17 protein-coding genes and 3 pseudogenes are annotated in these 17665 nt (G+C 73.4%); 8 read left to right on the top strand and 12 right to left on the bottom strand.

Annotated features, from left to right (window positions below; genetic code table 11):
• Positions 1-28: 28 nt before the first annotated feature.
• Positions 29-901 carry an MBL fold metallo-hydrolase gene (locus tag AB0C76_RS29925; RefSeq protein WP_359971567.1) on the bottom strand — a complete coding sequence of 291 codons (873 nt, stop codon included), beginning with the start codon at positions 899-901 and terminating at the stop codon, positions 29-31.
• A 136-nt stretch (positions 902-1037) separates the two neighbouring features.
• Between AB0C76_RS29925 and AB0C76_RS29920 the strand changes: the two genes are divergently transcribed.
• Positions 1038-1472, top strand: a complete 435-nt coding sequence (locus AB0C76_RS29920) for a MarR family transcriptional regulator (protein ID WP_359971565.1) — start codon at positions 1038-1040, stop codon at positions 1470-1472.
• 531 nt (positions 1473-2003) lie between these two features.
• On the opposite strand, the gene AB0C76_RS29915 is transcribed toward AB0C76_RS29920, so the two are convergent.
• Entirely contained in the window at positions 2004-3080 is a 1077-nt protein-coding gene (locus tag AB0C76_RS29915; protein WP_359971563.1) for a hypothetical protein, read from the bottom strand.
• 134 nt (positions 3081-3214) lie between these two features.
• Between AB0C76_RS29915 and AB0C76_RS29910 the strand changes: the two genes are divergently transcribed.
• A complete protein-coding gene (locus AB0C76_RS29910) occupies positions 3215-4252 on the top strand; it encodes a hypothetical protein (RefSeq protein WP_359971561.1) in 1038 nt (345 codons plus the stop codon).
• Between the two features lie 4 nt (positions 4253-4256).
• On the opposite strand, the gene AB0C76_RS29905 is transcribed toward AB0C76_RS29910, so the two are convergent.
• Positions 4257-5102 (bottom strand): hypothetical protein, encoded by an 846-nt coding sequence (locus AB0C76_RS29905; protein WP_359971560.1) that lies wholly within the window; start codon positions 5100-5102, stop codon positions 4257-4259.
• 166 nt (positions 5103-5268) lie between these two features.
• On the opposite strand from AB0C76_RS29905, the gene AB0C76_RS29900 reads away from it, so the two are divergent.
• The 4 genes and pseudogenes from AB0C76_RS29900 to AB0C76_RS29885 all read left to right on the top strand — a co-directional run.
• Positions 5269-6264, top strand: a complete 996-nt coding sequence (locus AB0C76_RS29900) for a class I SAM-dependent methyltransferase (RefSeq protein WP_359971558.1) — start codon at positions 5269-5271, stop codon at positions 6262-6264.
• 254 nt (positions 6265-6518) lie between these two features.
• Positions 6519-6863 (top strand): annotated as a pseudogene (locus AB0C76_RS29895) (helix-turn-helix transcriptional regulator); the annotation flags it as partial.
• A complete protein-coding gene (locus AB0C76_RS29890; RefSeq protein ID WP_359971556.1) occupies positions 6860-7663 on the top strand; it encodes an inositol monophosphatase family protein in 804 nt (267 codons plus the stop codon). The pseudogene AB0C76_RS29895 and the gene AB0C76_RS29890, both read left to right, overlap by 4 nt.
• A 52-nt stretch (positions 7664-7715) precedes the next feature.
• A pseudogene (locus AB0C76_RS29885) lies at positions 7716-7928 on the top strand (GNAT family N-acetyltransferase); the annotation flags it as partial.
• A gap of 15 nt (positions 7929-7943) precedes the next feature.
• On the opposite strand, the gene AB0C76_RS29880 reads toward AB0C76_RS29885, so the two are convergent.
• From AB0C76_RS29880 to AB0C76_RS29855, 6 genes and pseudogenes are all read right to left on the bottom strand, one after another.
• Positions 7944-8339 (bottom strand): hypothetical protein, encoded by a 396-nt coding sequence (locus tag AB0C76_RS29880; RefSeq protein ID WP_359971554.1) that lies wholly within the window; start codon positions 8337-8339, stop codon positions 7944-7946.
• 84 nt (positions 8340-8423) lie between these two features.
• The gene (locus AB0C76_RS29875; protein WP_359971552.1) at positions 8424-8885 is read right to left on the bottom strand and encodes a hypothetical protein; all 462 of its coding nucleotides are present in this window, start codon (positions 8883-8885) and stop codon (positions 8424-8426) included.
• A gap of 63 nt (positions 8886-8948) precedes the next feature.
• The gene (locus AB0C76_RS29870) at positions 8949-9500 is read right to left on the bottom strand and encodes an NIPSNAP family protein (protein ID WP_359971551.1); all 552 of its coding nucleotides are present in this window, start codon (positions 9498-9500) and stop codon (positions 8949-8951) included.
• Between the two features lie 58 nt (positions 9501-9558).
• The gene (locus AB0C76_RS29865) at positions 9559-10650 is read right to left on the bottom strand and encodes a hypothetical protein (RefSeq protein ID WP_359971549.1); all 1092 of its coding nucleotides are present in this window, start codon (positions 10648-10650) and stop codon (positions 9559-9561) included.
• A 96-nt stretch (positions 10651-10746) separates the two neighbouring features.
• Positions 10747-11028, bottom strand: a pseudogene (locus tag AB0C76_RS29860) (DUF3626 domain-containing protein); the annotation flags it as partial.
• A gap of 185 nt (positions 11029-11213) precedes the next feature.
• Positions 11214-12791, bottom strand: a complete 1578-nt coding sequence (locus tag AB0C76_RS29855; protein ID WP_359971547.1) for an FAD-dependent monooxygenase — start codon at positions 12789-12791, stop codon at positions 11214-11216.
• 632 nt (positions 12792-13423) lie between these two features.
• On the opposite strand from AB0C76_RS29855, the gene AB0C76_RS29850 reads away from it, so the two are divergent.
• Complete coding sequence (locus AB0C76_RS29850; protein WP_359971545.1) at positions 13424-14128, top strand: Tat pathway signal sequence domain protein; 705 nt, start codon at positions 13424-13426, stop codon at positions 14126-14128.
• Positions 14129-14176: 48 nt separating this feature from the next.
• Here the strand turns inward: AB0C76_RS29850 and AB0C76_RS29845 are convergent, their stop codons facing one another.
• Positions 14177-14749: an NUDIX hydrolase gene (locus tag AB0C76_RS29845; protein ID WP_359971543.1), complete on the bottom strand. Its 573-nt coding sequence runs from the start codon at positions 14747-14749 to the stop codon at positions 14177-14179.
• Positions 14750-14938: 189 nt separating this feature from the next.
• Between AB0C76_RS29845 and AB0C76_RS29840 the strand changes: the two genes are divergently transcribed.
• The gene (locus AB0C76_RS29840) at positions 14939-16384 is read left to right on the top strand and encodes a hypothetical protein (RefSeq protein ID WP_359971541.1); all 1446 of its coding nucleotides are present in this window, start codon (positions 14939-14941) and stop codon (positions 16382-16384) included.
• 50 nt (positions 16385-16434) lie between these two features.
• On the opposite strand, the gene AB0C76_RS29835 is transcribed toward AB0C76_RS29840, so the two are convergent.
• Positions 16435-16902, bottom strand: a complete 468-nt coding sequence (locus AB0C76_RS29835) for a hypothetical protein (RefSeq protein ID WP_359971540.1) — start codon at positions 16900-16902, stop codon at positions 16435-16437.
• Positions 16903-17081: 179 nt separating this feature from the next.
• Entirely contained in the window at positions 17082-17639 is a 558-nt protein-coding gene (locus tag AB0C76_RS29830; protein ID WP_359971538.1) for a hypothetical protein, read from the bottom strand.
• Between the last annotated feature and the right edge of the window lie 26 nt (positions 17640-17665).

Here is a 17665-nt window from a genome sequence, read left to right as displayed (position 1 = left end):
TCGGGGATCTCCTTCGTTTCGGGGCGGATCAGGCGTCCACGGGCCGCCACGCCGGGCCGTCCGCCCCCGCTTCCACGCGCCCGAACACGACGTCCGCGAAGTGCACGCCGAAGCCGATCGTGTCCGGCTCGGCCAGCTCGGCGACCAGCCGGTGGCGGTTCTCGGCGGTCCGGGCGAGGTCGCGGTCGAAGCCCGAGGACCACTCGGGGCGGTCGACCTGGATCGGCGAGTGCAAGGCGTCGCCGAAGGCGATCAGGCGCCGGCCGCCGCCGGTGATGACGTACTCGGCATGCCCGACGGTGTGGCCCGGGGTGATCCGCACGTGCACGCCGGGGAAGACTTCCTCGCCGTCGGCGATCGTCCGGACGTGCGGGGCGAGGGCAGCGGCCTGCTCGGCCGTCAGGTCCCCGCGCCCCTCCCACTCCGGCCCGGAGATCAGGTGGTCAGCGCGGGCGAACACGGGCCGGTCGCCGCCGGGAGCGGGGGCGCAGGCCCAGCCGAGGTGGTCGACGTGGAGGTGGGTGAAGGCCACCGTCTCGATGTCCCCGGGCGCGCGGCCGAGCCGGGCCAGGTTGTCCAGGAGCGCGCCGCCCCGGATCGCGTGGAGCGGGCCCTCCGGGAGCTCCAGCGTCCTCGGGCCGACGCCCGTGTCGATCAGCAGCGCCCGGCCGCCGTGCTCGACGAGCAGCGCGCCGACGCTCCCGACGAGGTTGCCCCTGGAGTCCAGGTACTCGGGGTGCGCCGCCCACACGTCCTCCGCGGTGTCCGGCAGCATCGCGAGCGGCCGGAGCCGTACGTCGCCGTCCGGCACGTACGACACCTTCGTGTCACCGAGCCGTATCGACCGGATGTCCGACGGCCGGTTCAGCCGCGCAGTGTCCCGCTCCGTGCTCAAGTCCACTGTGAGTCCTCTCCCCTGATGGCCGTTCACCGGCCGGCACCGCGCTCCCCGCGGCGACAGTGATCACCATAAGCATCAAGTTCGAATCATTCAAGCTCGAAATATTCTGGCTTGACGGACTTGCTAGGGTGGGGGCATGACGACGTCCCGGGCCCAGGAACCGCAGGCCATCGCCGAACGACAGCTGTGCGGCATGGTCAACGGACTCGCCCAGCGGATCGGCGAGCACGTGCGCGAGCACGCCACCGCCCTCGGCCTCACCGAGGCCCAGGCGACCGCGCTGCGCGAGATGACCGGGCCGATGACCATGCGCGAGCTCGCCGAGCGCATGAGCTGCGAGCCGTCCAACGCGACCTTCGTCGTCGACAAGCTCGAAAAGCAGGGCCTGATCGAGCGCCACCCCCACCCCACCGACCGCCGCGCCAAGCACCTGGTGCTCACGCCCGACGGCACCGCGATGCGCGACCGTCTCCTCGAACTCCTCGCCGTCGGGTCCCCGTTGGCGGCCCTCGACCCGGAGGCGCAGCGCGTGCTCCACGGCCTCCTGAAGCAGGCCATCACCCGGTCGTGACGCGCAGGAGGGGCAGGCGAACGCCCCCGCCCCTCCTCACGGCAGCCACCCACGACGGGCCGGCGGTCCTCCAGGTCGCTGATGACGAGGGTGTCCAGCCGCACCGAGTACCAGACGTCCCGCGACGTGCCGCCGCCCCAGTTCTCCGTCAGCACGATCGTGGCGTGCCCGGTGCCGCTGCCCGCGTAGCGGGTGGACCAGTCGAGCGGCACGTTCTGGGCGCGGAACACCGGGTCGGCGTCGTTCGCCCGTGCCCACGCGTCGAGCCGCCTGTTCAGGTCCGCCGTCAGACAGTGGGCCCGGACCTCGGCGGGCGACCCGTCCTTCGTGTCGAGGACGGCCCGGCGGTACTCCCGGAAGAACGTGTTCACCTGGGCCTCGGGCGTGGCAGCCGCCGCGTGGGCCGGAGCGGCGGGCGCCACGACGGCGGCCCCGAGCACGGCGGCGGCGAAGGCGGTAGGCACCTTCGACATGATTCCTCCGTCAGGACGGGGACGTCTTCACGGGAGGAACGATCGGGCAGGCACCCTGCTACGACGCCCGGCCGCCCGCGAACGCCGGGTACCCCGGCAGCGGTTCGTCGTCCCACTCGCCCGCGGTCTGCCGCAGCAGCAGCCCCGCCGTCTCCGCGAGGGCCGGGAAGTCCGTCAGTCCGCGCGCCATCTCCCAGCGGTGGCGCAGCACTTGCCGCGCCGTCGGCGACGGCCGCCGGGTGGGGTGGAGGGGCTTGTTCTCCGTCGTGCGCGGGACCAGCCAGACGGTGGTGTACACCGTCCAGGCCGCAATGGCCTGCTGCATCCCGGCCTGCCACACGGCGTCCTCGGCGAGTGCGGGATAAGCCGCGACGATCTCGCTGCGGTAGGCCTCCTCGATCGCCTGCGCCCGGCCGGGCGGCAGCCTGAAGACGCACCAGCAGGTGGAGAACGGCATCCGGCAGTAGGCGGCCGTCAGGAAGACCGACTGGTAGCAGGCCGCCTCGAAGTCGATCAGCCGCAGGCCGTCCGGGGTGAGCAGGTTGTTGTCGGGGCAGGTGTCGCCCGGGGTGAACGCGGGAAACTCCTCCCCGCCGGCCGTGCCGATCCGCGCCAGCTCCCCGGCCAGTTCGGTCGGTGCGCCGATTCCGGCTCGCTCGAGCTGACCCGGCAGCTCGGTGGTGGTCCGCCGGATCCACGGCTCAGCCGGCGGCACTCCCGGGGTGGACCCGGCCACCAGCCGGTCGAATTCGGCCCGCCGGTGCACGGAGCCGGCCCCCAGCCGCCCGAGCCCGCGCGCCCAGGCCGACAGCCCCTCCTCAGCCGCCTTCGGATCGTCCCCGAGCAGCACGTCCGCCAGCGTCGGCGCGCCGCCCAGGTCCGCCATCACGAGCAGCGGCACGATCGGGTCGACGGCGAGCAACTCCGGCCCGCCCAGGCCGAGGGAGAGCCCGGCGGCCTCGGAGGCGAAGTGGCGCACCGCCTCGTCCCCGCCCTTGAACGCCTTCACGATGACGCTTCCGCCGGCGGCCGTCCGGCACCGCAGCACGACGCTGCGGCTGCTGCCGCCCAGGTCGACCGGGTCCGTCAGCCCGGTGCCCAACACGTCGCCCGCCCTGCGCAAGATCTGCTCCATCCGGCCATCCTGTCAGCGCGCGCAACCGAAATTCGGAGGGTGACGCCGGGATCGCCCCCTTGCGGCCGGGGACCACCGCGGTGACCCTTGGGTCGAGCGACGGCCCGAACCCCCTTCCCCGAAAGGGCCCCAGCATGCCCCAGGACACCGCGTTCACCCTCCCCTTCGGGGCCGTGACCAGCCCGGACGCCGACGCGGCCCGACACCGCAGCCTCCTCTGGTGCCGACGGCAGGGGCTCATCGCCGACCCGGTCGACGAACTGCGCTTCCTGCGCCGGGACATCGCCGGGCTCATGGCCGCCTGGACCCCCCGGGCGAGCGGTGAGCAGCTGGACCTCACCGTCGACGCGGTCGTGGTGGCGACCTTCCTGGACGACCACGTCCACGGCCCGCTCGCCGACCAGCCGGACCGAGTGGCCGCCGCCTGCACGGACTTCGCCACCGTCATCGGCACGGGAGGGCGGCCTCCGGCAGGCGCCGGGCCGCTGATGGGGGCGTTCGGCGACGTGTGGCGCCGCCTCGCCGACGGCGCCTCGCCCGCCTGGCTGGAGCGCACCGGGCAGCACTGGCAGTGGCACCTCGGCGCCCGCGCCCAGGAGGCGCACAACCGCGCCCGCCGCCGCGTCCCGACCCGCGCCGAGTACGCGGAGCTGCGCCGCCGGTCCGGTTTCGTCTACGCGATGATCGACCTGAGCCAGAAGGCGTACGGCTTCGAACTGCCGCGCCGGCTCCACACCGACTCCGTGGTGCGCCGGATGCTCGACATCACGGCGGACGTCGTCGACGCCCTCGACGACGTGCACTCCGTGGAGAAGAAGGAATCCCGCGGTGACCTCCACAACCTGGTGCTCGTCATCGAGGACGAGCTCGGCTGTGACCGCGCCGACAGCCTCCGCGAGATCCGGGGCATGATCAGCGCCTGGTGCGAGGAGTTCCTCTCCCTGGAGCAGCGCCTGCCGGGCGCCGTCGGGCTGCGGGACACCGCCACCGCCCTGCGGATCGCCGACTGCATGCGCACCGCGATGAGCGGCTACCTGGAGTGGAGCCGAACGACCCGCCGCTCCTGCCACCTGGTGCCCACCGGGGAACCCGCCCCCGCCGCCGACCCCGTCACCTCCCCACGGCCCACGCGCGACCACCCGCACCTGTGGCGGGGACACGCGCCGTCCTGAGCGATCAGCCCAGCAGGGCACGGACGGTGGGCTCGACGAGGCCGACGAGATCCACGTCCGCCGGTTGCTCCCAGGCCCACCTCAGGAGACCGAGCACGACCCTGTCGTGCAACGGCTGCGGCAGCGCGGCCGCACGTCTCACCGGATCCAGGCCCTCCAGCAGGCGCAGCACCAGGACGCCCTCGCCGAACCCGGCCTCGGTGGGATGCGGCAGGCCGCCCAGCCACGTCAGCAGCGCCACTGCCCGGCCGGCGGGATCCGGGTAGTCGGCGGCCAACTGCTCGCGGAACGCGTCCACTTGGGCCTCCGGCAACTGCCCGGCGGCTCGCCCGGAGATCTTCGCCAGCGCCGGGCGGAGCGAAGCCGGGACCTGCCGACGCGCCAACTCCTCTGACCCGTACGGCCCGTGGCCGGCCTGCCGAGTCCGATGCACCCCCTCACCGAGCCCCATGGCGTACGACAGCCGCGGAACGAGGTGCAGGAGAAGCCCCGGCGCGCCGCGCCCGGCGAGGAACAGCATCAGGCCGACCGGGTCCGCGACCGTCAGGTTGTCCCGGAACCTGGCCCGTTCCCACGCGACGTCCGTGCTGTGGACCGTGCCGGACCCCACCGGCTCGCCATCGGCGTCGTGCAGGCTCAGCGTCACGCTGCCCGGGCACCGGCAGACGTCCCCGGTGAAGCGGCCCTCCGCCGTGAGCGCCCGGAGCTGCGCGAGCTCGTCGGGGCCCTCGATCCACCCCAGCACGTCGCGCCCGGAGAGCCGACCCTCCCCCTCCCCGCCCGCGATAACCTGCACGATCCGGGTCCGCGCCCACGCGTCGTCGAGCCATTCCCGCACCGGATGCCCCATGCCGGACTCTCCCCCGTTCACACGTGCCGACGATCGTCGCCCAGGATCCCACGGCCCCGAGGGCGCCGTGCGCCCGGTCGGCTGCTCCGTGCGCCCGTGGATCAGGTGAATGGCCGTGACCAGGGTGGGCATTGATGGTGTGCCGAGCCTGCCGAAGGAGCCGCCCGTGTCCGCGCCGTCGTACCTGCCCGCGATGACCCTCGACCAGTACCTCGGGCACCTCTCCGCCCGGCACCCGCAGTGGCACCGGGCACTCGATCCGGGGCGGCTCGGGTCCGCCGCGGCCATGCGCCGGCTCTTCTCGCCGTCGGACGAGTTCAGCCCCGCCGGCGCCGGTTCCTCGCGCGCCCTCAGGAACCCGCTCGTGCACTGGACCGGCGGCCGCCAACTGCTCCGCCTGGCCACCGGCGGCGCGAGCGACGCACTCGTCCTGGACGTGCTCGGCGGCGACGGTCCGCTCGCGCGCGCCGCCGCCGTCCGCCCCGGACAGGTGCCGGACGGGCTGGCCCTGCTGACCGGGGACCTCTCCGGCCCCATGGTGGCCGCCGCCCTGGCCCACGGGCTGCCCGCCGTCCGGCAGTCCGCGGACCGGCTGCTCCTCGCCGACGGCACGGTGGACGCGGTACTGCTGGCGTACGGCACGCACCACATCCCGTCCGACGACCGGCCCGCCGTGGTCGCCGAGGCCGTGCGGGTGCTGCGGCCGGGCGGCCGGGTCGTGCTGCACGACTTCGAGCCGCACAGCCCGACGGCCGCCTTCTTCCGGACCGTCGTCGACCCCCATGCCGCCGTCCGCCACGACCACCCGCACTTCACCCGCACCGAGCTGCTCGACCTGTTCGCGCCGCACCCCGTCGCCGTGCGCCTGCTCGACGTCTACGACCCGTTCACCGTCCGCGCGGCCTCCCCGGAGGAGGCGAAGGCCGCCATGGTCGACCACCTCGCCGAGACCTACGCCCTGACGGGCCGCTTCGCCGCGCTCGGCCCCGAGGAGGCCTGGGAGCTCCTGGTCGCCGCCTTCGACCACACCGACCACCTCGCCGGCCTCTGCACGCCCCTCAACGCCCCCGCCCGCCCCCTGATCGGCCCGGTGCTCGACGGCTTCGTCGCCGAGGTTCCGAGGGTGGCGCTCGTCGCGGTGGCCGAGCACCGCGCGAGGTAGGCCCCGCCCGTCCGGCACGCCCCTGCGGGTGGCAGCGCCGCCCGCGGGGCTTCCGGACCGGTGCCCTCACGGGAGGACGTGGCACCAGTGCGACCGCTCCGGCCCGCTGTTCTCGTGCGCCCGGAACCCTCCGCCCAGCGGCTCCGGGGCGCCGGGCGGACCCGGCGCGACCGTCCACCTGGGCGCGGGTGACGTGCTGCTCCTGCCGCACGGCAGCGGGCACGCACTGGCCGACGTCCGGCGACGGCCCAACGACCGGCTGGGCCGCCGCGCTCGACGACCCCGCCGCCGCCCTCCACGCCGTGCACAGCGCCCCGGCCGAGCCGTGGACCGTCGGCGGACTCGCCGCCGAGGCCGGCCTCTCCCGGGCCGCGTTCGCCCGCCATTTCGCCTCGACGGTCGGCCGGCCGCCGCTCGGCTACCTGGCCTGGTCGCGGATGACCATCGCTGCCCGCCACCTCCGGACGACGGACGTACCCCTTCGCGTCGTCGCCGCCCGGGTCGGGTACGGCTCCGAGTCCGCCTCCGCCGCCGCGTTCAAACGGGCCCACGGCATGGCTCCCGGCGCGTACCGGGCGGTCGTATGCTGCTCGCCATGATCAACTCCCTGACGAACATGGATGATTCCGAGGTCGCCGTCGCCGCCGCACGCGCCGGTGCCGACGTGGTGCGCGCGATGTACGGGCAGGACCTCGCCCGCATCGACAAGGGCGCCGGGGACTTCGCCACCGCGGCCGACCTGGCGGCGGAGCAGGCGATCCTCGACGTCATCCGCGCGGCCCGGCCGGACGACGCGCTGCTCGGCGAGGAGGGCGGGCGGCAGGGGGCCGTCGGCGCCGGGCGCGAGTGGCTGGTGGATCCCCTGTGCGGGACGCTCAACTACGCCGCGGGCACGCTGGTGGTGGCCGTCAACGTCGCGCTCCGCGACGGCGCCGCGGCGGTGGCGGACCCGTTCGGGGGCGAGGTCTTCTTCACCGACGGCACGACCGCCCGCGTGCGCCGCGACGGCGCCGACGCGAAGCTGACGCCCACGTCCGCCACGCGGCTGGTGGACGTCAACCTCGACCCGCCGTTCCCGGGCGCCCCCGGATTCCGGGCCGTGGAACTGCTCGCCGACGCGCGGTTCGTCGAACGCTTCCGGCCGCGGGTCGTGTCGACGTCGCTGGCGCTGGCCTGGGTGGCCGCCGGCAAGCGCGCCGCGTACGTCACCGACGGCGGCGACCTGTCCGGGAGCGTCCACTTCGCCGCGGGCATCGCGCTGTGCCGCGCCGCCGACTGCGTGGTCACCGGCATCGACGGCACCCCGATCGGCACCGGACAGGGCGGCCGCGGGCTGCTCGTGGCGGCGGACGCCGAAACGCACGCACTGCTGATGTCGATGATCACCGGTCAGGGCTGACGAGAGGGGCACCGCGCCGTCGCTCCCCTCGTGGCGGCGGCGCGGCGCTCCGGGCATCGGATCCGCCCTCGCCAACGAGCTCCGCAGGATCGCCCGCGACGAACTCTCCCTGGAACAACTCCACCTCGCAGCCCGCGGCGGCGAGGGTTGGAGGACTTCTACGCCCGCCTCGGCTGGCGCGAATCCGGCCGCTGGCCCAACGCCCTCCGTCTCTCCCCCCACCGAGACCCGCGACGAGGTCCTCATGCTGCTCGCCCCGCTCTGATCAGCGTCCACGCGATCACTGGGTTCGCCCGTACCGCCGCCACCACGAGCCATCCCGCTCCAGCCCGTCGAGGACTTCGAGCCGCCGCTCGACGTGCTCAACGAACTCGGCAGGCAGCCTCACGGCGTGGTCGACGACGTAGTGGCCGAGCCCCTCCGGCCAGAGGTAGACGCCGTCGGTGAGATCCCGAGAACCGTTGGCGCACCCGCACAGCCTGCACCGGGAGGTCCCCATCCACTCACCGGCGACCTGGCCCCGGTCGAGATAGTCCGCAACCCACAGCCGCTCCGACTCGTCCCATCCGACATCGACGAAGTCGTGGGGATCCGGCAGCATCCCGTCTCCCCCGGGCATCGCCCAGAACCCGAGCAACCGCACCTTGCCGCTCGGCTCTTCCCCCGACTCCGACATACCGAGCACGGTTTCACATCCCGGGGCGGCACGTGGGAAGTCGGCGCGCCCGACTTTCTGCGTCGCGAGTGACGAAGGTGCCGCCTACTCCTTCACCGGGCCGTCCTCCTCCTCATCCCCGTAGGGCTCCTCGGGCGGCGGTGCCAGGACGAGCGGCCAGTCCTCTCCCGACGAGGTGAAAACGGCGGTGCCGTACCAGACTTGGCCGGCCACCGCCGGATCGACGGTCGTCTCGGCGTGCAGGACCAGGACGTACTGCGGGTCGAAGCTCGAGCGGACCGGGAAGTCCGCCGGGTCGACTCCGACCTTCTCCAGCCCGCCCGGGTGGAGCACGATGTCGACCGCCAGCCGGTCCCCCGTGTACGAGTGCTCGGCCCAGCCATCGGTCTGCAGCAGGTGGAACACCCTGTCACCCTCGTGGCCGAACGCGCCGTACCTGCTCAGCGCGCGCTCACCGAGCGTGCCGTCGGAGTCGATGACCAGCACGGCGACCGGCACCTCCGGGTCACCGGGCCCCAGGCCGGAGCGGACGTTCAAGCGAGCCACGGGCACCTCCGGGTCGCAACGAGGATCGGACAGGACACCACTACACCTCACCCCACTGACAATTCACCCCACGGACTCCAGCCGCAGCCGCCGGACCGGCCAGGGCGCCGGCTCGGCCGGGCCGAACCAGAGCCGGACGTCGAGCCCGGTGCGGACGGGCAGGGCGGGGTAGTCGTTCTCGGCGTGCTCGGTGCGGTGCAGGGCGTGGTGCGGACCCAAGTGCCGGGCCGCGTACCCGTCGAAGGCCGCCGCGTCCGACGGCTCGCAGATCGTCGCGGCCACCTCGCGGGCGCCCCGCTCCGGGGAGAAGCCCGGTCCGCGCAGCAGCAGGACGTCGTCGCTGTCGATCATGGTGGCGTTGGCCGCCTCGCGGTGCGCCCGCCACACCGGCCCCGTGTAGAAGGCCTCCAGCGCACGCCGGCGGTGCGCCATGTCGGGGAACGCGCGCACCCAGACGAACCGGTCCGGGTCGTCGAGGTCGCGGAACCGGCCGCCGAGGGTGATGCCGACGGCCTCCTGCCCGGTCACGAACTCGCGCTCGAACAGCTCGATCAGCGTCTCACGGGTGCCGGGATGCAGGGTGTACTGGCGGAATTCGACGATGTTCAGGCTCATGCGCCGCAGGCTACGGGTGGTCCACTGACACCTCCGGTCAGTGGACCACCCATGGTGCTCAGTCCGCCGAGCTGCTGCCGGCCGTCGCGGAACGGCAGTCGTTGCGCGCGGCGGGCGACAGCTGCGGGCACAGCCGGGCCTTGGCCGACTTGTCGTGGTAGTTGACGTTCCAGTAGCTGGTCATGCCGCCGACGCACAGCGGCCGCTGCCACGCCTCCGGGGCCGCCTCGCACTGGTCGCCGACCCACGCCGGGCGGTCGATGTTGTACTTCATCAGCCGGGAGCCGGTCCCCCGGGTGCAGGCCTGCCGGCCGTCGGACGTGGGCGCGCCGAGACACCAGCGCAGGGCCTCGGCGAAGCTCTCGGGGTGGTCGGCGTAGTCGTGCTTCTGGAGGAAGTAGACCGGCGCGTAGAAGTAGCAGGCGCCCTGGAAGACGTCCGGCTGCTCGGGGCAGGGATACAGCGGGTCGGCGGCCAGCTTGTCCGCGGGGAGCTGGGCGGTGGCGGCCGGATCGGTCTCGTCCGGCTCGAAGAGCTGCATGAACACGCCCTCCGAGCAGGCCACCACCTGGTACGTCCGCGAGAACTTCCGGCACAGCTGCTCGGCGTCGGGCAGCTTCAGCCGCGACACGAACATCGCGCCGTGGCCGATGCCGTGGATGCACGAGGCCGACTCGTCGGGCGCGCAGAGCTTCGTCACGGCCGCGGCGGGGTCGGGGCTCTGGGAGAGCTTCTCCTCGACGATGCCGTGCAGGTAGCCCGAGCCGCAGACGTCGTTGCGGAAGGACGCGGCCTTGGCGAAGTCGTCGCCGTACTTCTGCAGGGCCGCGTGCCCGAGGTCGTGGGCGACCGGGTGGCAGATCCGGCTGACGTACGGCTGGCTGTCGGTGATCTTGGCCAGCTCGCCGAGCGCCTGGGCGGGATCGGAGGCGTTCAACTCCGCCACCAGGTGGTCGCGCAGCTTGCTCTGGGTCCACACGGCGGGCGTGGCGGAGGCCGCACTCGGCTGGAGCGAGCTCGGAGCCGCGGCGGAACCGGGAGCCGTGACCGCCGCGACGGTCTGATCGGCGGCAGCAGCCACAGGCGTCCACTGCGTGTGAAACACCGCCCACACGCCCATCGCGAACAGCAGCAGCGACGTGATCAGCATGAAACGCCGAGCCATCTTTCCCCCGTCCACAAGCCGCCGATCCCGGGCGCGGCCAGCGGTTCTGACCGTGCGCCATCACCCGCGGTCCCGTCTCCCTCACGGACGGCGAAACCCGGCCCGGCGGTTCCCCGCCTGCGACTCGACGCGGAGCGACGGGCCGAAACGGGCAAGGCAGTGCCAGACCTTCTTCAGGTCCTGCGGGTCATAGCGCCCGCTCCGGACGGCGTCGCCGATGATCCTGGGATCGATCCGGCCGTCGACCGCGATCTCGGCCCCCAGGTCGACGTACTCCTGCCCGCGGTAGCCCGGGTGGCGCCGCAACTCCTCGACGGAGAGCCGGAATCCGGAGTGCCACTCGACCCGACACGGCAGCCTGCGCCCCGCGTGGCGGGGCAGGTCGCGGAGCAGCAGGGCGGTGCGGGCGTCGGTGCCGTCGAGGAAGAAGATCGCGGAGATCTCGTCACCCCCCGCCGAGGCCCTGCGCGACCTCGACCCGACCCACCCGTTCGTCAGCGGCCGGCCCGTCCACTAGCCCGAGCGAGGCGGAGCGCCGACCTCCGGGCTCACCCCACCGCGAACGTGCGCCGCAGGTGCCCGACCACACGCGCCGGGTCGCCGACGGGCAGGCGCGCGCCCAGGTAGCCGTCCGGCCGGATCACGAAGGCCTCGCCGTCCGTCGCCGCGTACGCCTCCCGGAAGCCACCGCCTGCGTCCCGGAGGGCCGGGAGCAGCAGCCCGGCCGACGGCTCGGCCCCGCGCGCGAAGACGACGTACGCGTTCAACAGCCCGTGCGCCGCCGCCCCCGCCGCCTCGGCGCAGGCGTGCAGGCTGTGCAGCTCCGTCTCCGGCCCCGCGTACAGCAGCAGCGTGTGGTGCGGGCTGCGCAGCAGGTCGAAGAGCCGCACGGGGTGCGACACCAGCGGGCGCTCCACCTGCCCGCAGTCCGGCGCCCGGTCCCCGGGAGCGGGTGCCTCCGAGCCCTCCGGCTCGCTCAGCGGCCCGCCCCGGTAGTTCACCAGCAACTGCGCCTCCCGCCGCAGCTCCAGCCCCTCCCCGGTGAAGCCGGACCGGGCGTGCCGGACGGTGCGGCCCACGACCTCCTCGCCCACCGGGTGGCGCTCGGCGTGGTACGTGCCGAGGAGCCCGTCGGCGGCCAGGCCACGCACGGCGAGGGCCAGTTTCCAGGCCAGGTTGTACGCGTCCTGGATGCCGGTGTTCATGCCCTGGGCGCCGGTCGGCGGGTGGATGTGGGCGGCGTCGCCGGCGAGGAAGACCCGGCCGTCGGCGTAGCGGTCCGCGAGGCGGTGGCTGATCCGGAAAGAGGAGGACCAGCGCAGGTCACTGACCGTGGCCGGGCGCGGCGACAGCCGGTCGACGACCGCCTGGAGGTCCGCGAGCGAGGGCCGCCAGCCCTCCTCCAGCCCGTGCGCGACGCCGCCGTCCGCCCCTGTCGACGGTTCGGCGGGCGCGAGCATCGACAGGCGGTAACGGCCCCCGGGCAGCGGGACGCAGACCAGCACGTCGCCACCGGTCCGCATCGACCGCACGGCCCAGCCCTCAGGGAGGTCCCAGTCGACGGCGACGTCGCCCAGCATGTAGCGCGAGGGGAAGGCATCCCCCTCGAAGCCGATCCCGAGCAACCTCCGCACCCGGCTGTGCGCGCCGTCGCAGCCGACGACGTACTGCGCCGACACCTCCTCGTCACCCTCCGGAGTCGTCAGCGAGGCCCGGACGCGCCCGTCCTCCTGCACCAGGCCCGTCAGCTCGCAGCGCCGCTCGACCGCAGCTCCGAAGCCGGCCAGGTGCTCGGTGAGCAGGCGTTCCGTCGTGTACTGCGGCAGCGCGGCGAACCCGTACGGCACGTCCGGCGGCAGGCGCAGCTCGATGCGCGGCCCGGGCTCGCCGTTCAGGAACGTCAGCTGCCCCTGCAGCGGCACGGCCTCGTCGAGCACGCGCGGGAGCAGCCCCGTCGCGTCCCACAGCTCCAGCGTGCGCGGCTGGATCCCGACGGCCTTGGCGTACGGCTGCGGCGCCGCCAGACGGTCGACGATCCGGCACGCGACGCCCCGGCGGCGCAGTTCGGCGGCGACCGTCAGCCCGACCGGGCCGGCTCCCGCGACCAGTACGTCGGTCTCGCTCATGACACGTTCGCTCCTTGCGGCCCCTGGCCCCCGCCCCTCCAGCCTCCGCCCGCTCCCACCGGCCCGCCAGCCCGCCGGCCCGCCGGCCCGCAGAAAGCTCGCCGAAGCCTCCCACTTCTTCCGGCTCGGCGCGAAGGGCTTCTCCGCCACGAGCGCCGGCCACCACCTGGGCGGCATGGAACTGAGAACCGACGCCTGGCACGTGGACGCCGGCCGGGTCCGCTCCGCCGCATCGTCCTTCTTCGACGACCCGGACCGCTTCCCGCCGGGCAGCACGACGCTCGACTGCGCCCTCGTCATGCGCGGGGTCCCCCGTCAGGTGGCAGCCGCTCCCGCCCATGGCGTGCGAACAGGGGACCCGGATCGCCGGCTGACGACCGACCGGCGGCGGAGCATCCTGACCGGGCCCGGCCGCCGCCCGGGCTCACTCGTCCGGTTCGACCAACGAAGGCGAAGGGCCGGGAAGGCGCCGCCGACCGGCTCTTGCTGACGAAAAGTCAGCAACTGCTGCCCATTGTCTTGACGGTGCACGGCCAAAGGCCTAGAACGTAGGCAGCCGCCCGGATCCCCACCCTCCGGGCGCAGCGAAAGTTCGTCTTCTCGATCCCCCTCACCGAGGAAGAGGCTTTCCCATGCGTCTTCGCCGCCACCTCGCCGCCACCACCACCGCCGCCACCACCGCCGTCGCCGCGGTCGTCCTGGGCGCGGTCCCCGCTTCCGCCGCCCAAGTGGCGGACCAAGTGCCCGACGCCGCAGCCGTGTTGACCACCGACAGCGCCGGTACCACCGCCGTCGCCGTGGGCGACGCGCTCGTCGCGCCGCTCGCCCCGAACACCAGCGCCACCTTCTACTCGACCGCCACCAGCACCACCGGCGTCACCTGCGCCACGTCCCGGCTCTCGGCCACCGTCCTGACCAACCCCGCCGCGCCCGGCACGGCGACGGAGTCCCTCACCGGGCTCACCTTCGACTCGTGCACGGCCAACGTCACCGGCGTCACGAACGTCGAGAGCCTGACCGTCGGCAACCTGCCCTTCACGCTGTCCGTCGACGACGGCGCGGGCCTCCCGCTCACCCTCGTCGGCGGCGCGGCCGGGCCGATCCAGGCCAGCGCCGTGCTCGACACCTGGTTCGGCACGATCACCTGCACCTACCAGCTCAGCGGCGGCTTCACGGGCAACGCCGACAACGGCGCCCACAGCCTCACCTTCACCAACGAGCACTTCGCCAAGAGCGACGGCTCCTCCCTCTGCCCGGGCGACGGCTACTTCTCCGCCACCTTCGGGCCCGTCACCGACACCACCGCCGCCGGAAGCCCGGCGGTCACCGTCAACTGACGCGCCCCAGGGTCCGCGGACGGTCCTGCCGTTCGCGGACCCGGCACCTCACGCGCCGCGGTGGCGCTGGAACAACGCAAGGGCGGCGACGGACGGAGCGTCCTTCAACGAACCCTCGGCGATGAGTTGCCACACCTCCGCCTCGGAGAACCAGCGGCTGACCAGCCCCGCCTCCGTCTCCTCCGGGTTCGCCACCCCGGCGGTGAGGTCGGTGGCCAGGAGGACGTGGAAGCCCTGGTCGCAGTACCCGTAGGCCTCGTACAGGTACCCCAGCGGCGTCATGGTGCCGGCCGTCAGCCCCGTCTCCTCGGCGAGTTCACCGCGGGCGAGGACGAGCGGGTCCGCGTCCGGCTCGTCCTCCCAAGTGCCTTGCGGGAACTCCCAGTATCGGCCCTTCACCGTGTACCGGTACTGCTCGACGAGGTGGAAACCGCCGTCCGCGTACGGGACGACGAGTGCGAAGTCCGGCTTCTCCACGACGCCGTACAGACCCTCGGCGCCGTCGTACCGCAGGGTCCTGTCCTCCCGGACGGTCATCCAGCGGTTCCGGTAGACGACGGTGCTGCTGGTGGCCACCAACTCGTGCTCGGGCAGCGACTGGTGCGGGGTCTCCATGTCCATGGGCCGACGCTAGCCGATCGCCGCGCGCCGGTCGGACCTCAAGCAGTGCTCGAAGGGCCTGAGGGCCGCGCGTACGTTCGGCCGATCACCGGTGGTGACCCTCTCCCCCGCTGCTTAGCGTGGCTGCTGCGCGGCCGATCCGCTGGCCGCTCCAGCCGACCCGCGTCCGGCCGCACTCCGGAGGTCCCCGTGCTCACATCCTTACGTGCCGCCGCACGCGCCTGCGCGATCGCGTGTGCACTCGCCCTCGTCGCCGCCCCGGCCACCGCGCAGGCCGCCACCCGGGAAGCCCGGGAAGCCCGGGCCACCCAGGTCGTCCAGGTGAGCCTGACGCCGGCCACCGGGGTCACCGGCGTGCCGTTCGCCGCCCGGCTCACCGTGCGCTCGACCGCCTGCATGACCGTGGCCGTGCTCGGCGTGGGCGTCCGCGACGCCGACGACAACAACCTCGACTTCCCCGGCAACCTCACCGACCAGCAGATCTGCCCGAGCGGAATCACGTTCACCAGCGCGGCACGCAGCTTCGACGCCGGCCGCTACCGGATGTTCGGCTTCTACCAGGACCAGGCCGGCGCCTGGCACAACCTGACCGAGCACACCCTGACCGTCGAGGCCCCCCGGGTGGTCCAGGACCGGCTGTCCCCCGCCACCGCCACCACGGACACCCCGGTCACTGCGCAGCTGGCCGTGCACGCGACCGCCTGCATGACCGTCGCCGTGCTCGGCGTGGGCGTCCGCGACGCCGACGACGACAACCTCGACTTCCCCGGCAACCTCACCGACCAGCAGATCTGCCCGGACGGCGTCGCCCTCACCACCCAGGCGCGCACCTTCCCCGCGGGCCGGTACCGGATGTTCGGCTTCTACCAGGACCAGGCCGGCGCCTGGCACAACCTCGCCGAGCAGACCCTGACCGTCACGGGCGCCCCGCCCCAGCCGTCGTCGCCGATCCCGGGCACCAGGCTGGCCTGGTCGGACGAGTTCGACGGCCCGCTGAACACCGACCGCTGGAACAGCACCAGGAGCAGCGCCTACAAGTACGGCAACTACAACCCGAAGGACGACAAGCTCGACCTGATCGACCCCGCCGGCGTGACGGTCGCCGACGGAGTCGCCACGTTCACCGCACGCCCCGGCACCTTCCGGCTGCCGAACGGCCGCACCGCCTGGGAGACGGGCCTCATCACCACCGAGGGCACCCGCGAGCACTTCCAGGTGAAGGCCGGCGACTACGTCGAGACCCGGGTCCGACTGCCCGAGGAGTACGGCGCCTGGCCGGCGCTGTGGTCGTGGCGCGAGGGCGACCACGAGATCGACTCCTTCGAGTACCACCCGGACAACGGCGACCTGCTGGAGCTGACCAACCACATCGCCGGCACCCAGAAGTACGTGCGCGACCGCACCGCCGTCAAGCCCGGCGAGTGGGTCACCATCGGGACGTACTACGGCGCGACGTCGACGGTCTGGTACGTCAACGGCAAACCGGTCTTCGCCGACGGCAAGGGCGTGGGCCGGAACTTCCGGGCGGACCTGATCCTCAACCTGTCGATCTGCTCGGGCGACTACCACCCCGACCCGGATCCGGACACGTCGTCGATCAGCTTCGACGCCGACTACGTGCGCGTGTTCCGCTGAGCGGCGCCGTTGGACCGGCCGGGCCCGGCGAGGCCCGGCCGGTCGGCCGGTCAGCCGGTGACCTGGATGGTGAACGGCTGCGAGTCGTCCACCCCCGGGTCGGTGGAACTGCTGACCGACACCGTGCCGCTGATCGCGGAGCCCACGACGTCGCGAGAGACCCGCACCGGGATCAGGGCCGTCGCGGTGCGCTCAGGCGGCAGACCCGCCGGGAACGTGCAGGTCACGGTCCTGTCGTCGTCGCTCTTCCGGCAGGACTTCGGGTAGAACCGGCCCTCCGGCACGGCCTCTGCCGGCAGCGAGATCCTCACGACGAGCTCCGGCGCGTCCCGCTGCGTCTCGTTGGCGACGATCCCGTGCACCGTTGTCACCTCGCCGGGCAGCACCGGGTCGGGGTCCTCCTGGATCACCACGACGGAGTCCGCGCCGGCCCTCGGCCGCTCGACCGGCCCCGCAGCACCGAGCATCCCGGCCACCGCACCGCACACCACCGCCGTCACTGCCCACCTCCGCAGCATCAACCGCACCTCTCGCTCTCCGTGGATCCCCCGATCACCGGTCACGCTAGGGAGCGGCCGCGCGGCCCCGACGACGCGACGCGAGCCGAACCGCACCCGTCATCCCTTCGGCCGAACGGAGCGCGACGGCAGGGGCTCCGGACGCCGCCCCAGCGCCCGGCGCCCCTTCCGCACCACCCTCAGTCCTGGGTCACGCCGATCGCCCGCGCCAGGGCCTCCAGGCCGTAGCGGGCGACGTGCTCCGAGTTGGCCAGGTCGATCGTCCGGACGCCCTCGGTGGCGAGGCGCTCGTTGATCTCCTCCAGGTGCTGCTGGACGACCTGCTTCTCGGCGTCGGTCGTGCGGCCCTTGTGCGGTCGGCCGGCGTGGTCCAGGCTCGCGTAGTTGACCTTCTCCCTGGCGGCGAGCGACGCCGGGCTCGTGCTCGGGACGGACCGGGCGACCGGCTTGGCGCTGCGCAGCACCTCCGTCATCGGCGTCGCCGAGGCCAGCCGGTCGAACGCTCCGGCCTCCATCACGACCGTCCGCGGCTCGTCCGAGCCCGGGTGGTGCAGCTCGATCGTCACCAGGTCGAGCGCCAGCTCCTCCAGCGCCGCCAGCTCACCCGCGAGCGCCTCGATCTCGACCGGTCCGTCCGCCAGGTCGGGGTGCCGGCGGACCACGATGCGCACCAGGTCGTCGTCGTTCTCCACGTGCTCGCCGGTCAGGTCCGAGAACCGGATGATCTTCTGGCCCATGTCTGCCTCTCTTGCCTCGTCGTCCG

Origin of the sequence: Kitasatospora sp. NPDC048722 (genome assembly GCF_040650235.1) — a bacterium.
Taxonomy (GTDB): Bacteria; Actinomycetota; Actinomycetes; order Streptomycetales; family Streptomycetaceae; genus Kitasatospora.
This window is presented reverse-complemented; position numbering and strand designations above follow the sequence as displayed.

Coding starts and splice junctions, on each gene's coding strand:
- AB0C76_RS29920 (WP_359971565.1), top strand. CDS start 1,038: ATGACGACGTCCCGGGCCCAGGAACCGCAGGCCATCGCCGAACGACAG.
- AB0C76_RS29915 (WP_359971563.1), bottom strand. CDS start 3,080: ATGGAGCAGATCTTGCGCAGGGCGGGCGACGTGTTGGGCACCGGGCTG.
- AB0C76_RS29910 (WP_359971561.1), top strand. CDS start 3,215: ATGCCCCAGGACACCGCGTTCACCCTCCCCTTCGGGGCCGTGACCAGC.
- AB0C76_RS29905 (WP_359971560.1), bottom strand. CDS start 5,102: ATGGGGCATCCGGTGCGGGAATGGCTCGACGACGCGTGGGCGCGGACC.
- AB0C76_RS29890 (WP_359971556.1), top strand. CDS start 6,860: ATGATCAACTCCCTGACGAACATGGATGATTCCGAGGTCGCCGTCGCC.
- AB0C76_RS29880 (WP_359971554.1), bottom strand. CDS start 8,339: ATGTCGGAGTCGGGGGAAGAGCCGAGCGGCAAGGTGCGGTTGCTCGGG.
- AB0C76_RS29870 (WP_359971551.1), bottom strand. CDS start 9,500: ATGAGCCTGAACATCGTCGAATTCCGCCAGTACACCCTGCATCCCGGC.
- AB0C76_RS29865 (WP_359971549.1), bottom strand. CDS start 10,650: ATGCTGATCACGTCGCTGCTGCTGTTCGCGATGGGCGTGTGGGCGGTG.
- AB0C76_RS29855 (WP_359971547.1), bottom strand. CDS start 12,791: ATGAGCGAGACCGACGTACTGGTCGCGGGAGCCGGCCCGGTCGGGCTG.
- AB0C76_RS29850 (WP_359971545.1), top strand. CDS start 13,424: ATGCGTCTTCGCCGCCACCTCGCCGCCACCACCACCGCCGCCACCACC.
- AB0C76_RS29845 (WP_359971543.1), bottom strand. CDS start 14,749: ATGGACATGGAGACCCCGCACCAGTCGCTGCCCGAGCACGAGTTGGTG.
- AB0C76_RS29835 (WP_359971540.1), bottom strand. CDS start 16,902: ATGCTGCGGAGGTGGGCAGTGACGGCGGTGGTGTGCGGTGCGGTGGCC.
- AB0C76_RS29830 (WP_359971538.1), bottom strand. CDS start 17,639: ATGGGCCAGAAGATCATCCGGTTCTCGGACCTGACCGGCGAGCACGTG.